14 protein-coding genes are annotated in these 18,092 nt (G+C 41.2%); 7 read left to right on the top strand and 7 right to left on the bottom strand.

Features of this window, described 5'->3' with window-relative positions; genetic code table 11:
- Positions 1-280 precede the first annotated feature (280 nt).
- The 6 genes from cysM to ACQKCG_RS09135 all read left to right on the top strand — a co-directional run bounded on the left by cysM (position 281) and on the right by ACQKCG_RS09135 (position 8,548).
- Positions 281-1,249, top strand: coding sequence for a cysteine synthase CysM (cysM, locus tag ACQKCG_RS09160; protein ID WP_134292621.1), 969 nt, complete (start codon positions 281-283; stop codon positions 1,247-1,249).
- Positions 1,250-1,397: 148 nt separating this feature from the next.
- Positions 1,398-2,222: a 3'-5' exonuclease gene (locus ACQKCG_RS09155; protein ID WP_134292620.1), complete on the top strand. Its 825-nt coding sequence runs from the start codon at positions 1,398-1,400 to the stop codon at positions 2,220-2,222.
- A 62-nt stretch (positions 2,223-2,284) separates the two neighbouring features.
- Positions 2,285-3,856, top strand: a complete 1,572-nt coding sequence (gene rlmD / locus ACQKCG_RS09150) for a 23S rRNA (uracil(1939)-C(5))-methyltransferase RlmD (RefSeq protein ID WP_413775347.1) — start codon at positions 2,285-2,287, stop codon at positions 3,854-3,856.
- Between the two features lie 423 nt (positions 3,857-4,279).
- Positions 4,280-6,820, top strand: coding sequence for a RelA/SpoT family protein (locus tag ACQKCG_RS09145; protein ID WP_134292619.1), 2,541 nt, complete (start codon positions 4,280-4,282; stop codon positions 6,818-6,820).
- A 55-nt stretch (positions 6,821-6,875) separates the two neighbouring features.
- Complete coding sequence (gene mutM / locus ACQKCG_RS09140; protein ID WP_427585384.1) at positions 6,876-7,817, top strand: bifunctional DNA-formamidopyrimidine glycosylase/DNA-(apurinic or apyrimidinic site) lyase; 942 nt, start codon at positions 6,876-6,878, stop codon at positions 7,815-7,817.
- Positions 7,818-8,107: 290 nt separating this feature from the next.
- The gene (locus tag ACQKCG_RS09135; RefSeq protein ID WP_201571495.1) at positions 8,108-8,548 is read left to right on the top strand and encodes a hypothetical protein; all 441 of its coding nucleotides are present in this window, start codon (positions 8,108-8,110) and stop codon (positions 8,546-8,548) included.
- A 114-nt stretch (positions 8,549-8,662) separates the two neighbouring features.
- On the opposite strand, the gene mscL is transcribed toward ACQKCG_RS09135, so the two are convergent.
- From mscL to ACQKCG_RS09120, 3 genes are all read right to left on the bottom strand, one after another.
- Positions 8,663-9,118 (bottom strand): large conductance mechanosensitive channel protein MscL, encoded by a 456-nt coding sequence (gene mscL / locus ACQKCG_RS09130; protein WP_347162431.1) that lies wholly within the window; start codon positions 9,116-9,118, stop codon positions 8,663-8,665.
- 280 nt (positions 9,119-9,398) lie between these two features.
- The gene (gene typA / locus ACQKCG_RS09125) at positions 9,399-11,249 is read right to left on the bottom strand and encodes a translational GTPase TypA (protein ID WP_057758402.1); all 1,851 of its coding nucleotides are present in this window, start codon (positions 11,247-11,249) and stop codon (positions 9,399-9,401) included.
- Between the two features lie 349 nt (positions 11,250-11,598).
- Entirely contained in the window at positions 11,599-12,909 is a 1,311-nt protein-coding gene (locus tag ACQKCG_RS09120) for an OmpA family protein (protein ID WP_427585383.1), read from the bottom strand.
- Positions 12,910-13,492: 583 nt separating this feature from the next.
- On the opposite strand from ACQKCG_RS09120, the gene ACQKCG_RS09115 reads away from it, so the two are divergent.
- Positions 13,493-14,221: a GspH/FimT family pseudopilin gene (locus ACQKCG_RS09115; RefSeq protein ID WP_201571493.1), complete on the top strand. Its 729-nt coding sequence runs from the start codon at positions 13,493-13,495 to the stop codon at positions 14,219-14,221.
- Between the two features lie 20 nt (positions 14,222-14,241).
- On the opposite strand, the gene ACQKCG_RS09110 is transcribed toward ACQKCG_RS09115, so the two are convergent.
- The 4 genes from ACQKCG_RS09110 to rnc form a co-directional block, all read right to left on the bottom strand.
- A complete protein-coding gene (locus ACQKCG_RS09110) occupies positions 14,242-15,015 on the bottom strand; it encodes a pyridoxine 5'-phosphate synthase (protein WP_427585382.1) in 774 nt (257 codons plus the stop codon).
- A gap of 67 nt (positions 15,016-15,082) precedes the next feature.
- On the bottom strand, positions 15,083-15,874 hold the full coding sequence (gene recO, locus ACQKCG_RS09105; RefSeq protein ID WP_238051704.1) for a DNA repair protein RecO: 792 nt from the start codon (positions 15,872-15,874) through the stop codon (positions 15,083-15,085).
- Between the two features lie 63 nt (positions 15,875-15,937).
- The gene (gene era / locus ACQKCG_RS09100; protein WP_227526679.1) at positions 15,938-16,903 is read right to left on the bottom strand and encodes a GTPase Era; all 966 of its coding nucleotides are present in this window, start codon (positions 16,901-16,903) and stop codon (positions 15,938-15,940) included.
- 346 nt (positions 16,904-17,249) lie between these two features.
- Entirely contained in the window at positions 17,250-18,047 is a 798-nt protein-coding gene (rnc, locus tag ACQKCG_RS09095; RefSeq protein WP_160021522.1) for a ribonuclease III, read from the bottom strand.
- Positions 18,048-18,092 lie beyond the last annotated feature (45 nt).

Raw genomic sequence — 18,092 nt, 5'->3', positions numbered from 1 at the left:
GCATTAGTACTGACCTGATACAGTGACTATTAATCCTTGATGCGATAAGCGCAGCTGAAAACAAAATGATATAATAAAGCCACTTTTTATTTACCACAATATATCGCTCATAGTCATAACATATGAGAGCGCACTCTAATGCCTTTCGTTTTTAGCTCGCGTATCACTGTAAACCTATATACACAGCGACTGTCTAAAATTATGATCAAACAATAAAAACAGCGCTTCCATCAAAAACAAGCCATTAAAAACATATTTAAAAAATAGAAAAGGATACTTTATGTCCACTACGGCCATGTCAAATGCTAACTTCATTACTCAAATTACTACCCTCGCTGATTGCGTTGGTCAAACGCCATTGGTGAAACTTCAACGTCTGCCTGAGCAAGAGCGCATTGCCAATGGCGCCACAGTATTAGCTAAGCTTGAAGGTAATAATCCAGCGGGTTCTGTAAAGGATCGCCCCGCTTTTAATATGATTTATCAGGCAGAACAACGCGGTGATATCAAGCCTGGTGATATGTTGATTGAAGCCACTAGTGGCAATACTGGTATTGCATTGGCCATGGTCGCTGCGATGCGTGGCTACCCAATAACATTGCTGATGCCAACCAACTCTACCCAAGAGCGTAAAGATGCCATGATTGCTTATGGCGCAACGCTGATTGAAGTAGACGAAGGCATGGAAGCTGCGCGCGATTTGGCATTACAGATGCAAGCAGATGGCAAAGGGGTGGTATTGGATCAGTTTAATAATCCTGACAATAGCCAAGCACATTACCTGACTACAGGCCCTGAGCTATGGGCACAGACAGAAGGTAAAATTACGCATTTTATTAGCTCGATGGGCACGACAGGTACGATTACTGGTGTATCACGCTACCTAAAAGAGCAAAATCCAGATGTCAAAATCATTGGCCTACAGCCTGACGAAGAAGCCTCTATTGCTGGTATTCGCCGTTGGCCAGCGGCTTATATGCCAGGTATTTTTGATGCAGACTTGATTGATGAAGTGATGGATATCGATCAGCGTATTGCTGAAGTCTATATGCGTAAATTGGCGAAGACTGAAGGTATCTTTGCTGGGGTATCTTCGGGCGCAGCTGCATGGGCAGCGACCCAAGTGGCAAAAGAAAATCCTAATGCTGTTATTGCTTTTATTGTCTGCGATCGTGGCGATCGTTATTTATCAACGGGTTTATATAACGTTGACGATAGCAATACGGATAACAGCGCAGAAGTTAATTAATGCATAAGCAATACCATTTAGTATCGTTAATTTAAAAAAAGTGCAAAGCGGCCAAGTGCAGATGTAAACGTAATACTTCAAGCAAGGTCAATGCTGTTATTCTTTCATAATGAATTAACTATCAGCTCATAAATAGTCAGGATTATCTATGTCACAAGCGCTACCATCCGACCCTATATTGGTTTTTGATATCGAGACTGTTGCCGATGTCGATGCAGCACGCCGTATCTATCCGCAATTGGCCGATCTCAACGATGCAGATGCCTTAAGCGCGCTGACAGCCATACGTACACAAGAGGCAGGGCACGACTTTATGCGCTTGCCACTACAGCGTATCGTCTGTATCTCAGCTCTGTATATCAAAGATGGTAAGTTATCGCTATTTTCTTTGACTGCCGATAAATTTAGTGAAAAAGAAATCCTAGCCAAATTCTTTAGAGCATTTAACGACACTGAGACACTGCCGCAACTTATTAGCTGGAATGGCTCAGGCTTTGACATACCTGTACTGATATATCGTGCCATGCAATATGATTTGTCAGCACCATGGCTGTTCGAAGAAGGCGAGCGTATTAAAAACATGCGCTTTGATAACTATGTTAATCGCTTTCATACGCGTCATCTAGACTTGATGGATCGGTTTAGCCAGTACGGTGCTAGCCGCCGTGAAGCCATGGATATCGTCGCAAGTCTGTACGGATTACCTGGTAAAACTGAGGTAGATGGCAGCATGGTCGGTGCGCTTGTTAGTAGCGGTGACTGGCAGACCCTATCTATATACTGTGAGTCTGATGTGATGAATACTTGGCTTATTTATTTACGCTGGTTACGTCTAACAGGACAGTTGTCTTCACAAGATTTTGATGCTTGGCAGCAGCAGAGCTATGACTATCTGGCAAAGTATACCCAAGCTGACGGTAGTCCGCGACATCAAGAGTTTATCGCTGACTGGTCATCGGCACCCGAATTATAGAATTCGCATTATTAGTAGTTTTTTATTCCCCTCTTCTAGTTATTTATTATTAAGGCAGGTTTATGCAACCCACCGATTCAAAAACATCTACAGCATCTGATATGGCAGCGCAAAACAGTAACGCTCAAACGAATGAAGCTCAAACAAACGACACCCAAACGATTGTCATTCCGCCGAGTAAGAAAAAATCAAAGCCATCATCAAAGACACGTCGTCGTCTAAAAGATGCAGAGCCAATTCCATTTAATATTGATGGCTTATCACATGATGGTCGCGGCGTTGCTGTTTATGGTAATGGTTTTGATGTTGAGGAAGGCCATGCTGAAGATAAGCATGGTAAAAAAATCTTTGTTAGCTTTGCTCTACCCGGTGAAAGCGCTTTAGTGAAAATAACCAACAGCCGTGCTAGCTTTGAAGAAGGCGATGCCATTAGCATCACTGCCAACCCAAACCCTGAACGTGCTGTACCACCCTGCCCGCATTTCGGTACTTGCGGCGGTTGTAACTTGCAGCACTGGCAACCAGATGGTCAAATAAACTTTAAACAGTCAGTACTGGCTGAAATGCTAATGCACCAAGCCAACGCGGAACCTGACAATTGGCTCCCTCCTGTGGTCGGTGATCGTCTTGGTTATCGTACCAAAGCACGTTTGGGCGTGCGCTATGTTGTCAAAAAAGAAACCGCGCTTGTCGGCTTCCGCGAGCGTTCAAGTAACTTCTTGGCAGAGCTAAATGAATGTCATATCTTGGATCCGCGTATTGGCTTTGAGATTGAAAACCTCAAAACGCTTATTAGCACTTTAGAGAGCCGTGACAAAATTGCCCAGCTTGAGCTTGCAATGGGTGAGCAACTGCCAGAGCTGCCTGATGGTAATCAGCCAGTTGCGCTCATCGTACGTAATTTAGAACCGTTGTCAGACGCTGATATAGACAAACTAAAAGTCTTTTTCGCGGCGCGTAATTGGCAGCTATATTTGCAGTCGAAAGGCGTTGATAGCATCCAACGTATTGCGTTGACAGACGCTGATGATTTGAGCGAGCAATTTGGGCGTTTATATTATCAATTGCCAGAGTATGATCTGACTTTTGAATTTATCCCTACAGACTTTACTCAAGTAAATCTATCGGTGAACCGTCAGATGACCAAGCTTGCCTGTGACTTATTGGACTTAAAAGCAGGCGAACGCGTACTAGACTTATTCAGTGGTTTGGGCAATTTTAGCTTGCCACTAGCGCGCCTCGTTGGCGAGACAGGCTCAGTAGTCGGTGTCGAAGGCAGTGAAGCCATGACCGAACGTGCTGCTGACAACGCTCGTCGCAACGGTATCAACAATACTGAGTTTTATAGTCAAGATTTGACTCAAGACTGTACTGATAAGCCATGGGCCAACCAAGGTTTTGATGCACTGTTGATTGATCCACCGCGCTCTGGTGCTTGGGAGATTATGCAATATTTGCCAAAATTTAATGCTGAGCGCATTGTTTATGTCTCTTGTAATCCAGCGACCCTTGCTCGTGATACAAAAGCATTGTTAGAACAAGGCTATCGTCTGACTCATGCTGGCGTGATGGATATGTTCTGCCATACGGGTCATGTTGAATCTATCGCTCGCTTTGAAAAAGTAGCAGTTTAACGTTATTAATTTTCAAAAATGATTGATAGCTAGAAATGACTGATAGTTGAACCTGATTAAAGAGACATTTAAGCGTTATTACAATTATCTAAGATAACTCAAAGCTTTGATAAGTTTGTGCTAATAAATAGTCATTATTTAGCGTAATTGACCACAGCCGTACAGAGGCTCGCTTGATTTGTCACTTTAAAATGAGATAATAGTAAACAATCTTCCTATGTTTTTGATGATGTTTCCAATCGCTACATAGCAAGCATTTGCACTCATAGCTTTATATATTTTACGCGCATTTTATAGCTGCTAAAAATAACATTTTTAGCAGTTGTATTGGTTTATAGCTGACGCTTTATGGATCGTTAATTCAGAGTGTGTGCATAGTAGATGAGGTTATAATCAATTCAAAATAGCTAAGAGGAGTCGGCTATGGTAAAAATTCGTGAAGGATTACCGCTGGTGGATGGACAGACCACTCAGGCCGATAGTGCAACACTTGCGGCACAATTGGTGGCGAGCCAACGCTCTCACCAGTCAGCCAATAGCTATGCCCAAATTCCCCTCGACATCAAATACCAGTTGGCAACCCACAAGCTACATACTACTTTTGATCGCTCAGCTGCACACACTTATCATCTGCATGACCCTCATACTGAAGACGAGTATTTGGATGATACCAATGCGCTATCAAACGATGAGCTTGAGGCGGTCGACTTAGACCACCACGCCAACATCGACGTACCTACTTGGCTAGATAATGTGGCCAAGCGTATTGGACAAGAGTCAGTACCCAACCTAAGTGCAGCTTGCGAGTTTATTCGCAGTCATATGAATACCAGTGAATCTGAGCGTTCAGGTGCTTATGTGACCGGTATTGGTATGACTGATATTTTGACCTATCTTTATCAAGATGAAGACGCATTGGTCGCGGCCATGCTGTATCGCAGTGCGCGCAAATCAATTATTAGTCTCGCTGAAGTGGAAAAAAACTTTGGTCCAGATATTTTGACGCTTGTTAAAGATACCCTTGCAATGGGTAAGCTGTCGGAGATTATTGAGAGCAATAAACGCTTAGAAGATCATTTCGTCAATAATCAACGTGATCAGCTATCAAATATTTATAGCATGCTCATCTCTGTCACCAACGACGTGCGCGTGGTACTTATAAAACTGGCTGAACGTACGTTCGCCATGCGTGAATTGACGTTTTCTAGGCCAGAGCGTCAAACGCGTGTCGCACGTGAAGTCATGACTATTTATGCGCCATTAGCCCATCGTTTAGGTATTGCACAGCTAAAATGGGAGCTCGAAGATTTAGCTTTCCGTTATCTTGCGCCTGACCGCTATAAAGAAATTGCTAAGCTGCTGTCAGAAAAACGTAGCGAACGCGAGTCCTATATTCAGCGCGTACAAGACAAGCTAAATGAATCATTAGCAGATGCCAGTATTGAAGGCGAAGTATCTGGGCGCGTCAAACACATCTACTCTATTTATCGAAAAATGAAGCTTAAAGGCTTATCGTTCGATCAGCTTTATGACATTCGTGCCTTACGTGTCTTGGTTAATAACCCTTCTGACTGTTATCACGTTTTAGGCCTAGTACATGGCTTATGGCGTTATATTCCTGAGCAGTTTGATGACTATATTACTAACCCTAAGTCCAATGGTTATCGCTCGCTACATACTGCTGTAATTGCGGAAAACAAATCACTCGAAGTCCAGATTCGTACTCATGAAATGCACTTTGAGGCCGAGCTTGGCATGTGTGCGCACGTTAATTACAAAGAAGGTCTAAAGAACAAGAAAGACAATTATCTGAATCAAAGAATCAGCTCATTGCGTCAATTATTATCTATCAATAATGAGACACGCAATCAGCCACGCTCAGCTGTGGTAGCGGGCGAAGAGATAGACGATATTGAGTTTGACGAAGAAGAGCAACTCGTTGATTTTGATGAGCTAGAACGTATTTATATCTTTAGCCGTGACGGTGATATTACTGAGCTACCAAAAGGCGCGACCGTTCTCGATTTTGCCTACTATGTGCATACTCAAGTTGGCAACCGTGCGCAGGCAGCCCGCGTCAATCAGCGTTATGTGCCACTGACCTACCAGTTGAAAACAGGCGAGCAAGTTGAGATTATCACCAAGGCATCGCGTGAGCCCAATCGCGATTGGTTGGTAGCATCGCTAGGTTATATTCATACCAATCGGGCCCGTTCAAAACTGCGCCAGTGGTTTAATAAGCAAGACCGTGATAAGAATATTGAAATAGGCCGCCAAATGCTTAGCAAAGAGCTTGAGCGCCTATCTGTTCATCCTAATAGTATTGATCTAAACGACTATATTCAGCATTTTCATGTCAATACGACCGACGATATTATTGTAGGGCTGGTGACAGGTGATATTGGCCTTAATCAGTTAACCAGTCATATCTCTCGTCAGCTACACCTTGAACCTGAGATACCACCAGAGAGCTTTGTACCTCATGTAGATAACAGAGATACAGGTAAGCTCGATGCGTATAAAATCCATATCGATGGTTTGGATAATATCGAAATCAATTTGGCAGGTTGTTGTCATCCTGTGCATGGCGAACCGATAGCTGGCTACATCACTTTATCGCGTGGCGTTAGCGTGCATAATCGAGGCTGCCCAGAGTACTTACGTCTGGTCGAGCGTGATCCTGAGCGCAAGATAGAAGCCGCTTGGCAAGTACAGATTGGTCGTTATCAGCCTGTTGATATTCATGTCGAAGCATATGACAGACGCGGTTTGCTACGTGATTTGACACAGATAATTGATAAAGAAAACGTCAATATTCGCCAAGTTCAAACGTTAAGTAATGACGACAATATTGCTTTTTTAAAGTTCCATATTGAAGTCTCAGGCTTAGCACATCTATCTAAGTTGCTCGCAAAATTAGAGCAGCAACATGGTATTTTGCACGCACGCCGTGCAGTCGTGTAAATAAAACCTTAAGCCAGTCGTTGTTTATTCCACAATAGAGTTGTCAAAAAATACTATGCCTGAATTACCTGAAGTAGAAACCACTAAAGCCAGTCTTGCTCCATTGTTGGGGCAACAGGTAGTTGATGTTAAAGTATTTCAACCAAAGCTGCGATGGATGATGCCAGATAACTTGGACGAGCTAGCTAATTACACATTAGAGAGTGTCGAGCGCCGAGCAAAGTATCTGATTCTTAATTTTCTGCCAGTAGATTCACAGAATAACGCTCCCATATCAGCCAGCAAAGTTGAACCACGTCAGCTTCTTATTCACTTAGGAATGTCAGGTAGCTTACAGCAACATAGCTATGGTACTGATAAGCGTAAACATGATCATCTGGTTGTCATCTTTAATGATGCTGATAATGAAAAGTCTCAGCTACACTACTATGATCCGAGACGTTTTGGTTCAGTACTATGGCATGAAGATTACGGCAATAAACTACTAGATCATCTAGGTCCTGAGCCGCTTTCAAAAGATTTTACCGCAGACTATTTGTACAATTTAATCCAGCGTATAGATTTATCTAGCCAAGATGGCAATGGGTCATCGACAGATAATACTAAAGCAAACAAACGACTAAAACCCATCTCCCGAGCGATTAAATCTGTCATCATGGAACAAGAAGTCGTGGTTGGGGTTGGCAATATCTATGCGACTGAAAGTCTGTACTTGTCCAGCATCCACCCTGCTACGCCAGCCAATCAACTTTCATACGATCAAATTGTTATTTTAGTGAATCATATTAAAGAAATTTTAAAGAAAGCGATAAAGTTGGGCGGTTCGACACTACGAGATTTCACAGTAGCAAGTGGTCAAACTGGTTACTTTCAGCAAACCTTAAATGTGTATGGTAGACAAGGAGAAAGCTGTCTACATTGCAGCACGACGCTAGAAAACATCAAGCTTACTGGTAGAGCCAGTGTTTATTGTCCAAATTGTCAGCCGTTAAAATAGCTAATAACTGATATCTGTTTGCTTGAGGTATATTTAGATTACATGAAGATAATATTTAGATACAGTATCTACTTTTGAAAGTACCCAATATTGTCAAAGCTATAACTAGATTATTCTCATTTTTGTTGCTTATTAGCGCACATCTTGCTTTAATAGTGCTAGCGCTTACATAAATAGTGCGTATCATTTATTTTTCTGTAATATTTAGCCTAACTATTGTTGCCGCAAGATTCCTGCGTGAAGATAGCAGCAGCCATTGATCATACTACTATGAGTTTCAGGATATCGTTATGACTGTTAAAGCAAAAACCCAACGCACAGTTAAGCAGAGATTTTTTACTGTATTGGCAACTTTAGGATTGGTAGTTGTAACTATTCAGCCTACTTTTGCAGCTATAGAAATTGATGAAACTGATTTCGGTCCTTCATACGAGACGATGGTAGTCGATACGATTGTTGGTAAGCCACTGCAACTCGTGAATGCTGTAGCTGGTACGGCAGCTTATATCGTAAGCCTACCTTTTTCACTTATTGGTGGTAATGCAGATCAAGCACAGCAGAAGCTATTTGTTGAACCTTGGGATGCGATGGGACGTTGTTTAGGCTGCACAGTTGCAGAAGACAACTATTATAAATCTCAAGTTGTTGATAATAACGTAGTACGTATCGTTGTCGATCAACCATCAGAAATTCTGATTAACACCAATGACTATGTAGTGGTTACTCCATAACAATTTGCTTTTAGTAGGCACACCAAATAGTTTACAAAAATAACTGTGACTATTTCATAGAAAAAAAGGCTAACTCGAGAAGTTAGCCTTTTTTATTGTCAACGATTTGATAATTTATTTCGTAATACTGGTATTACTTAATTTGGCACTGATTTCACGTAGCAATTTCACTTCCTCTGATGGCTCTTCTACTGCTTCTTCTATAACTTCCTCTACTTCTTCAGCACGGCGCATTTTATTGACACCTCTAACCATCATGAAGATGATGAAAGCTAAAATTAAGAAGTTAATAAGTACGGTAATAAAACTACCATAAGCCAATACAGGAACGCCTGCTTCTTTGAGTGCATCATAAGTCGTAGCAATACCGTCAGGTGCATCGCCTAAAACTAAGAACATGTTTTCAAAATTAATCTCGCCGCCAAAAATAAAAGCGACAATCGGCATAATAATATCATCTACCAAAGATTTTGTGATGGTAGCAAAAGCCCCGCCGATGATGACACCGACTGCCAAATCCATTACATTACCCTTGACAGCGAACTCTTTAAACTCTGAAACCATACTCATTGTTTTTTCCTCAAAATTTATCTACAAACCAATAGATATTTATATAATTAGTGTCACATCTAGCTTTCATGTTAATAATTGAATACATTAACGTCACTATTCATTCTGTCTGTATTTTTCCAAGATTACAACATAAAAAAAAGCAGTATAAAGTGAACTACTAATAGCTCACCTTATATTGCTCATTTTTTAACCACTCAGTGCCAGTAAAAACTACTGACACTAAGTGATTGCGTCAAACATCAATACTATGAATCACTCAGTAACTCACTTATTGATATTAAGCACCTTTCTTACCACGGCCGTGACGTTTACGCTCACTTTCAGTTAAGTAGCGTTTACGAATACGTACCGCTTTTGGCGTTACTTCGACTAGCTCATCGTCTTGAATAAATTCAAGCGCTTGCTCAAGAGTGAACTTCACTGCTGGCGTCAACGTCAATGCTTCGTCAGTACCACTTGCACGTACGTTGGTAAGCTGTTTAGCAGTCGTTGGGTTAACTGTCATGTCATCGTTACGAGAGTTGAGACCAACAATCATACCTTCATAAACTTCAAGCTGTGGCTCAGCAAACAACTTACCGCGTTTCTGTAGGTTAAATAGTGCAAAACCTAGGCAAGTACCATTTGCCATAGAAACCAATACGCCGTTAGAACGACCACCAACATCACCGATCTTCTGTGGACCGTAATGTGAGAAGCTCGAGGTCATGATACCACTACCTGAAGTCAGGGTTAGGAACTCAGAGCGGAAACCGATCAAGCCACGCGCTGGTATGGTCGCCTCGATACGCATACGGCCTTTACCGTCCAGCTCCATGTTAGTCATCTCGCCTTTGCGTAAACCAACTTGCTCCATGATAGAACCTTGATGCTCTTCTTCGATATCGAAGACAACGTTTTCATATGGCTCTTGTAGCTTACCATCAACTTCTTTAACGATAACTTCTGGGCCAGAAACACCTAGCTCAAAACCTTCACGGCGCATGTTTTCGATAAGTACTGATAAATGAAGCTCACCACGGCCTGATACTTTAAATTTGTCAGGAGACTCAGTGTCTTCTACACGCAATGCTACGTTATGAATCAACTCACGCTCAAGACGCTCACGAATGTTACGTGAAGTCACAAACTTACCTTCACGACCAGCAAATGGTGAATTATTTACTTGGAAGTTCATAGATACTGTTGGTTGATCTACCGTTAGTGCTGGTAGTGCTTCAACGTTGTTAGGATCACAAATAGTATCAGAGATGTTTAGCGCATCGATACCTGTGATACAAACGATATCACCGGCTTGTGCATCTTCAACGTCAATACGATCAAGACCATGGTAACCCATGATTTTTAGGATACGGCCGTTACGCGTTTTGCCATGCTTATCAATGACAGTCACTGGCGTGTTAAGTTTAACTTTACCACGCTGAATACGGCCAATACCGATAACACCAACAAAGCTGTTGTAGTCAAGGCTTGAAATTTGCATACGGAATGGAGCGTCAGCATCAACCTGTGGAGGCTGAACAACGTCAACGATAGTTTTGAACAATGGCGTCATGTCATCAGCTAAATCATCTGCTTCTAGACCTGCGATACCATTCAATGCCGAAGCATAAACAACTGGGAAATCAAGCTGCTCATCGTTTGCACCTAGGTTGTCAAACAAATCAAAGATTTGATCCATTACCCAGTCAGGACGTGAGCCAGGACGATCGATTTTGTTAATAACAACGATCGGCTTTAGACCTTGTTCGAATGCTTTTTGCGTCACAAAACGAGTCTGAGGCATTGGGCCATCAACAGCGTCAACAACCAAAAGTACGCAATCAACCATAGACATTACACGCTCAACTTCACCACCGAAATCGGCGTGACCTGGGGTGTCAACAATGTTGATACGGTATTCAGTTTCTGAAGTTTTATCTGTCCAGCGGATAGCTGTGTTTTTAGCCAAAATGGTAATACCACGTTCTTGCTCAATATCACCTGAGTCCATTGCACGCTCAGCAATGTTTGCACGGTCGCCAAAAGTACCAGACTGATGTAATAACTTATCAACCAAAGTTGTCTTACCGTGGTCAACGTGGGCAATAATTGCAATGTTACGCAGGTGTTTGATATCGTTCGCCATATAAAATGCTCGTTTCGTCTTAAAAAAATGCAGTAGCAGTAAGCGCTGCTGAATAAACTTTCATCATCAATCAGATAGATATTGAATCTAAGATGACGCAGAAAAGAATGCTATCAAATAAAAAAGTTCAATACAATCAAATATCTATACTGACGAATTCATCATACAGATTGCTATGCTAATGTACATACTGTTAATTTACAGAATGTTTGGGTGGCTAGTATAACATTATTGATTCATAAATTTATGTAATAACTCACTTTTCTCAATACATAAATAAAAAAAAGCCACCCATTGGGTGGCTTTTTTTGTAACTGTATATTTTACTATACAGTTATTTTGCTAATACTTACTGAACAACCATATCTTTAGTTTGTTCAACAGTCATTGTTTTGTCACCAGTGATGATGGCATAAACACGACGGTTCATAGCACGACCTTCTTCAGTGTCGTTTGAAGCGATTGGGTTGTTGTAACCATAGCCTACAGTTGATAGACGGTTTGGAGCAATACCGAATTCGTTAGTTAGCATAGATTTAACAGCAACGGCACGAGCTTCAGATAGACGTTGGTTATAACGTGCTGAAGGACCAGTCTTAGAAGCATGACCTTCTACACGAGCGGTAGAGTTAGGATACTCACGCATCTTCTCTGCTACTTTAGCGATTTCTGGCTTGTACTGGTTTTTGATAGCTGACTTGTCGTTATCAAAGAATACACGTAGTTCCATTTTCAGTTCGTCAGTAATGTCTACTGGTACTGGGCAACCGCGCTCATCAACTACAACGTTCATTGGAGTGCCTGGACATGCATCGATGCTATCAGGTACGCCATCACCGTCAGAATCAAGATCAGCTTCAACAAGGACTACTGGAGTGTTGTCAACTACTGGCTCTTGCATAGGTGGTACTGCTACTGTAGGTGCTAAATGGCCACCTAGTACTACTTCTAGACCGGCCAAAGCCATGCCTTCCCACCAGTTGTTGTCAAAGTTATGAATCGCACGAGCTTCACCACGTAGGCTTAGCGCGTCATTGATGCGATACATAGCACCTAGACCTAGGTTACCGATAGTGTCTTTAGAGTTTGATACTTCAGTACCAGCAGCTACTGTAGATGTAGAACCATCGGCGTTAGTTACGTCATAAGACTCTTGGTTTTCTACTTTAATCTTAGATTGACCAGCACCTACTAGTACATATGGCTTAAGTGCGCTATCAGTGTAACCAGTGAATTCTTCAGTACCGATCAAGAAGTTACCAGAAATCATAGTCTGTTCGATATCAAAGCGGTTAACGCCTGCATCAGCTGAATCTTCAGAAGCTTCGCCGTTTGCGTCAGATACACCATACTCTACTTGGAACTGAGTAGAAGGAGTAAGTTCGATACCTAAAGCTGCACCAGTGTATAGGCTGCTTTCTTTGGCTACGCCACCATTGCTGTTACCACGGCTACCATCACCGATAACATCGCCATTAGCGTTTTCATACAAGTTTTTACCACCAGTGGTAAGAACTTCACGCTGTTTGTCAGAGGTATCACTGAATTCTTCAGTCATGTGATAACCAAGTAACAATGGGCTAATAGTAACACCAGCATTAGCTGCCATCGGTGCAGCCGCTACAGCAACAAGGGCTAGAGCTATTTTATTCAATTTCATGGACTTCCTCCAAAGGATAATTTTAGTGATGCATTAAGCAAAACCGATTCTCAAGACGTACTAAGATAGACATCTCTTACGCATTTTAAGTTACAAAGCAAAACCAATTAAGGAGTAGCTTAGCGATTATTAATTCAGTTTACAACTTTTTTCGTTAACGAGCTACACATTATTACACGATAATGTTGTAACTAAAACACAATAAACCGTCTAAGTTACCCAGAACTAACACACCTTACGCTTCTTATCTTTTACACAGCAGTTTGCGATAGATGAATAGTCTATTGATAGCTATTTTCTTGAAGTATTTTATTACAATTAGAATTTTTTCTCTATTGTTAATGTCGTTCTTTCACTAATTGAAACATTTTTTGACAGTCGCTATATATTACATATATATTGTAAAAAACCAATATTCTTCTGAAAATCAAGTAATTAGGTGTTGTATGTGTTTTATATACAGTGGAATAAGAGAAAGTCTAAAGAATTTAGACAATTGGTTAGCTTAAAAGATAGTCAACACAAGGGTGTGTGAGACGTTGTTTTTACTTCAAAGATAAACAGCTATAGGATGTAGCGCATTATGAACTTGCTTAGTAAGATACTGGCCCATTATAAGAGAATAGCCATTTTTACCCTTTGTTTACCTATTTGTAAAAACGGCAGGTATGGAATTGATAATTTATTAGCTATTGCATCTAGGTTATTCAATAAACTATTGAAGTTTGTCATTTATAGGAAACCACTCCTTCAAAACGATAATATTTTAAATGCTAAGCAATCAAACGGCTTTACTCTCGTTGAGCTAACTGTGACGACAATGGTATTAGGAATTATTGCAGCTATTGCGGCGCCAAGCATCTTAACGCACTTAGCACGGATGGAAGCGCAACGTGTCAAGCATCAACTAGAGAGTACCTTATCATTAGCAAAGGCTGAAAGTTACATAAGTCGGCAGGATGTCTTGGTTTGTTTATCGAATGATGCACAGCAATGTCATAGGAACAGTGATAAAACGCTTCTGCTATTCGTAGATAAAAACAATAATAAGCATTTTGATTCTCAAGTAGATACCTTATTAACTCAGCAATCCTTAAACCTAAGATATAGTACAGTGAAATTAAGAGTTGGCGGTAGGCGTCACTATACTAAATTTTGGGGTGATAGTGGCAGACCACGAGGACACTTCGGTCATATAAAATATTGCCCTACCTCTTCTTATAATAAATCAATGTACCAAATCTCTTTTAACCAATCCGGTATCGTCAAACATAAACTTAACGTAGACCACCCTACGAAATGTAATGGGTAATAGATGCCGTATATGCAAACCTATTTATGCATGGCCTCTTTCATCATTGTCACAGCGCTTTCTAGTCCTACGAAGACCGCATCTGCAATAAGTGCGTGACCAATATTTAACTCATAGATACCATCAATCTTTGCAATAGCATTCACATTGTCACACGTTAGACCATGACCCGCGTTAATAAGCAATTTATCGTCTAGGCTCTGTGCTGTAGCTACTGCTTGTTCAAGTCTTTTAAGTTCAGCCAACTGTACGTCAGTATCATTTGCTAAGCCTGCTTCGGCATAAGCACCAGTATGCAACTCTATTGCGTCTGCGCCACACTCTATTGCGGCTGCAATCTGCTTGTCATCAGGATCAATGAATAAGGAAACCTTAATATTAGAGGCTTGCAGTTTATGAACATACTCTTTTAGAGATATGACTTGCCCTGCAACATCAAGACCACCTTCTGTCGTTAGCTCTGCACGCTTTTCAGGTACTAGACATACCCAAAAAGGTTTAACTTTGCAGGCAATTGCAAGCATCTCATCCGTTGCGGCCATCTCTAGATTCATTCTCGTCGACAACTGCCCTGCCATTTCATAAACATCCGCATCTTGTATATGACGACGATCTTCACGTAGATGTATAGTGATACCATCTGCCCCTGCCTTTTCGCACAATAATGCAGCAGCCAAAGGATTTGGATAACTCACACCACGCGCTTGACGCAATGTTGCCACGTGATCAATATTCACGCCTAACAAAGGTTTTTTTGAATTGTTTTCAGATGAGGTAGATACAGAGATGCTCATAAAAAATCCTTCGGACAATTAAGCCTAACTTATATAGTTGATACTACGAGAATATTTGAGAATGCAGTTATTGATAACGCTGCTGTTGCTGCCATAACAAACGACTTTGTAGCGGCTGATAATCAAGCAAATGATCAATAAGATGTCTATGTAGCTTTGACCAATGGCTCAGCGTCTGTTCAGTAATACCTAAACGTGCCATTTCTATGATATCCGTACCCTTAAAAACAGTCTGTCCAGACTCACTGGCTAAATGCTCAGACTCTTCATTATGTACCAATACAGGGAGCAAACCTATATCTGGTAAAAAACGGTAAGTACAATCAGACTCGATGGGATCTTCAACGTTGTCATGCGTTAACGTTAAAGTGAATCCTAATTCGGTAAATAGATACTGCTCAAACTGACGTAGACAGAGACGAAGCTCGCTATTACTTAAGGGCTGCTTGAGTTGTTGTAGACTGATTTGATAATGCTGCCACAATACAGGCATTGGGTCTTCAGTAGGTAACAGCCGCCACAGAATCTCGTTTATATATAGTGCGGCATACTGATGTTGACCGCTGATATTAGCGTAAGGTACGGCTTCTAAAACAGCAGGTGTACTATCTTTTTGAACACTGTCTTTTTGAACACTGTCAGCTTGAGTCGTATCTTGCGAAGCAATATTAATTTGACTAAAGGTTTTTAGGTCGCGTTTACCAGTAGCAAAAAGCTGTAATGGCATAAATAGTGGCGCGCCTTTTTTCCCAACGCCATGTATTACACCATGTTGTTGAGAAAAAAGATAATACAAAGCGCGCTTTTCTTGATAAGGGCGCTGATGCAATAAATACCCGACGAGCGCTTCATTACGCATTTTTTATTACCTAAATAGCTAAAAGGCAGACAGTGCTTTTGAAGCGTTCGTTCTTAACCGCTATCAATAGCCCAAACTGGTCAACGCACGCTCATCATCAGACCAACCACGTTTCACTTTGACCCACAAAGTTAACATGATTTTTTTACCAAACAACTGCTCCATATCTTTACGAGCATCCATACCAACTTGTTTGATACGCTGGCCTTTATCACCGATAACGATGGCTTTTTGACCACCACGTTCAACATAGATAGTCGCATCGATGAAAGTACAAGCTTTGCGTGGACGCCCTGTTTTTGGATCAGTATGTGCAGGTTCGTCTTTAAACTCATCAATCTGTACCGTTAAATCATATGGCACTTCATCACCCGCACTACGCATGATTTTTTCGCGAATGATTTCACTGGCTAAAAATCGCTCAGAGCGATCTGTGATTTGTTCTGTATCGTAAATAGGCGCAGCGACTGGTAAATGTGAGGCAATCACTTCTTGCAAACGATCTAAGTTTTGATTTTTTAGTGCAGATACAGGAACGATATCAGCAAAATCGAAACTATCGTTGAAAGTTTCGATAAGTGGTAGCACGCTGCCTTTATCTTTTAGAGTATCTGACTTATTAATAACCAATACGACTGTTAGATTGGTCTCACCGAGCTTTTGCAAGGTCAATAAATCATCGTCACGCCATTGATCTGAATCGACAACAAACAGTACTAAATCTACATCTACTAACGCCGATACCGCCGCTTTATTCATACGTTCGTTAATAGCACGTACTTCGTTACGGTGAATACCTGGTGTATCAACAAACACCGCTTGCATTTCATGGTTTGACAAAATGCCATGAATACGATGACGGGTGGTTTGTGGTTTGCGTGAAGTGATAGACAACTTTTGACCCAATAAGTGATTCATCAAAGTTGACTTGCCCACATTTGGTCGTCCAACAATGGCCACATAACCTGCTCTAAAATCATCAGCCATCCGAGTATTACCACTTGGCGCAAAAAACTCTTCAATAGCCATATCATTGTCTAATGCAATATCTTCTGCATCAATAGCATGAATCTCTTCGGTAACTTCGATATTGTTTTGGCTTAAATCAATATCTGTATTCTCACCCAAATTTTGGGTGCTGTCTTCATTGTTTGATGGCAAATCAGTATGATTGCTCATAAGTTAATCCTATAGGGTTTGTGACTAGCCGAACAGTCTTTGATGGTAAATTTATTTAGTCACCATTAAAAACGGGCTAGAAACATTTAAAGTTTTAAAATGAATAATATGTGAGGTAGTTTTAATGTATGTTTGCCAAGTTATAAACCAGTCTAAACAGATACTATGCATCTAAAAACGCGTTTATGGATGTCGGCTATACACGTTTTTTGGCAGATCCTGGCAATTTATGTAATTGGTTAATCATAAGCTCTGCTGCTTTCTGTTCAGCAATACGGCGGCTCTCACCAGATTCAGTAATATCAGGGCAATTATTGATATTGACATGGCAACGTACAACGAAAATTTGATGCGGTGCATTACCACGCGTTTCCATGAGTTCGTAGTTGGGCAAGTCAAACTGCTTAGATTGTAGCCACTCTTGTAACCGACTCTTGGCGTCCTTCAGCGCTTTTTGGTCATTGACATTATCAATCAGATCACCATACCAAGAGAGAACACATTTGCGAGTAATATCCATATCTTGGCTGTCTAAATAGATAGCACCAATTAGAGACTCTACGGCATCGGCCAGTATAGAAGCACGATTGCGACCGCCACCTTTGCGCTCACCTACTCCTAATATAAGATGGTTAGACAGCTCTAAATTTTGAGCGATAATTACCAATGACTCTTGGCGCACCAATGTCGCACGCATACGCGTTAAGCGCCCTTCATTTTGACTAGGATAACGATGATATAAAGCTTCACCCACAATCATCCCTAAAAGTGCATCACCTAAAAACTCTAGGCGCTCATAGTTTTTTTTGCTATCAAATGAGCGATGCGTTAACGCAAGTTTAGGTAGACTCAAGTCATTGAACTCGTAGCCTAACTTACGCGTTAATACTGCTAACCGCTGAATAAATTCCGAGCTAACAACAAGCGTGTCAACAGATGTACTATTTTTTTGGGAAGTAGAAGCCGCTTGGGAATGGTGCGAAGTTGGTTTCATGCGTGGTTTGTGGTTATCCCTTCTGCTTGACAGATTTAGTTTAAT

The organism is Psychrobacter sp. NPDC078929 (assembly GCF_050267985.1).
Classification (GTDB): domain Bacteria; phylum Pseudomonadota; class Gammaproteobacteria; order Pseudomonadales; family Moraxellaceae; genus Psychrobacter.
The sequence above is the reverse complement of the archived record's forward strand: the minus strand, read 5'-3'. Positions and strand labels throughout refer to the sequence as shown.

What these genes read in the sequence shown, in the direction of transcription:
- cysM (WP_134292621.1), top strand. Translation starts at nt 281, where the DNA reads ATGTCCACTACGGCCATGTCAAATGCTAACTTCATTACTCAAATTACT.
- ACQKCG_RS09155 (WP_134292620.1), top strand. Translation starts at nt 1,398, where the DNA reads ATGTCACAAGCGCTACCATCCGACCCTATATTGGTTTTTGATATCGAG.
- rlmD (WP_413775347.1), top strand. Translation starts at nt 2,285, where the DNA reads ATGCAACCCACCGATTCAAAAACATCTACAGCATCTGATATGGCAGCG.
- ACQKCG_RS09145 (WP_134292619.1), top strand. Translation starts at nt 4,280, where the DNA reads ATGGTAAAAATTCGTGAAGGATTACCGCTGGTGGATGGACAGACCACT.
- mutM (WP_427585384.1), top strand. Translation starts at nt 6,876, where the DNA reads ATGCCTGAATTACCTGAAGTAGAAACCACTAAAGCCAGTCTTGCTCCA.
- ACQKCG_RS09135 (WP_201571495.1), top strand. Translation starts at nt 8,108, where the DNA reads ATGACTGTTAAAGCAAAAACCCAACGCACAGTTAAGCAGAGATTTTTT.
- mscL (WP_347162431.1), bottom strand. Translation starts at nt 9,118, where the DNA reads ATGAGTATGGTTTCAGAGTTTAAAGAGTTCGCTGTCAAGGGTAATGTA.
- typA (WP_057758402.1), bottom strand. Translation starts at nt 11,249, where the DNA reads ATGGCGAACGATATCAAACACCTGCGTAACATTGCAATTATTGCCCAC.
- ACQKCG_RS09120 (WP_427585383.1), bottom strand. Translation starts at nt 12,909, where the DNA reads ATGAAATTGAATAAAATAGCTCTAGCCCTTGTTGCTGTAGCGGCTGCA.
- ACQKCG_RS09115 (WP_201571493.1), top strand. Translation starts at nt 13,493, where the DNA reads ATGAACTTGCTTAGTAAGATACTGGCCCATTATAAGAGAATAGCCATT.
- ACQKCG_RS09110 (WP_427585382.1), bottom strand. Translation starts at nt 15,015, where the DNA reads ATGAGCATCTCTGTATCTACCTCATCTGAAAACAATTCAAAAAAACCT.
- recO (WP_238051704.1), bottom strand. Translation starts at nt 15,874, where the DNA reads ATGCGTAATGAAGCGCTCGTCGGGTATTTATTGCATCAGCGCCCTTAT.
- era (WP_227526679.1), bottom strand. Translation starts at nt 16,903, where the DNA reads ATGGCTATTGAAGAGTTTTTTGCGCCAAGTGGTAATACTCGGATGGCT.
- rnc (WP_160021522.1), bottom strand. Translation starts at nt 18,047, where the DNA reads ATGAAACCAACTTCGCACCATTCCCAAGCGGCTTCTACTTCCCAAAAA.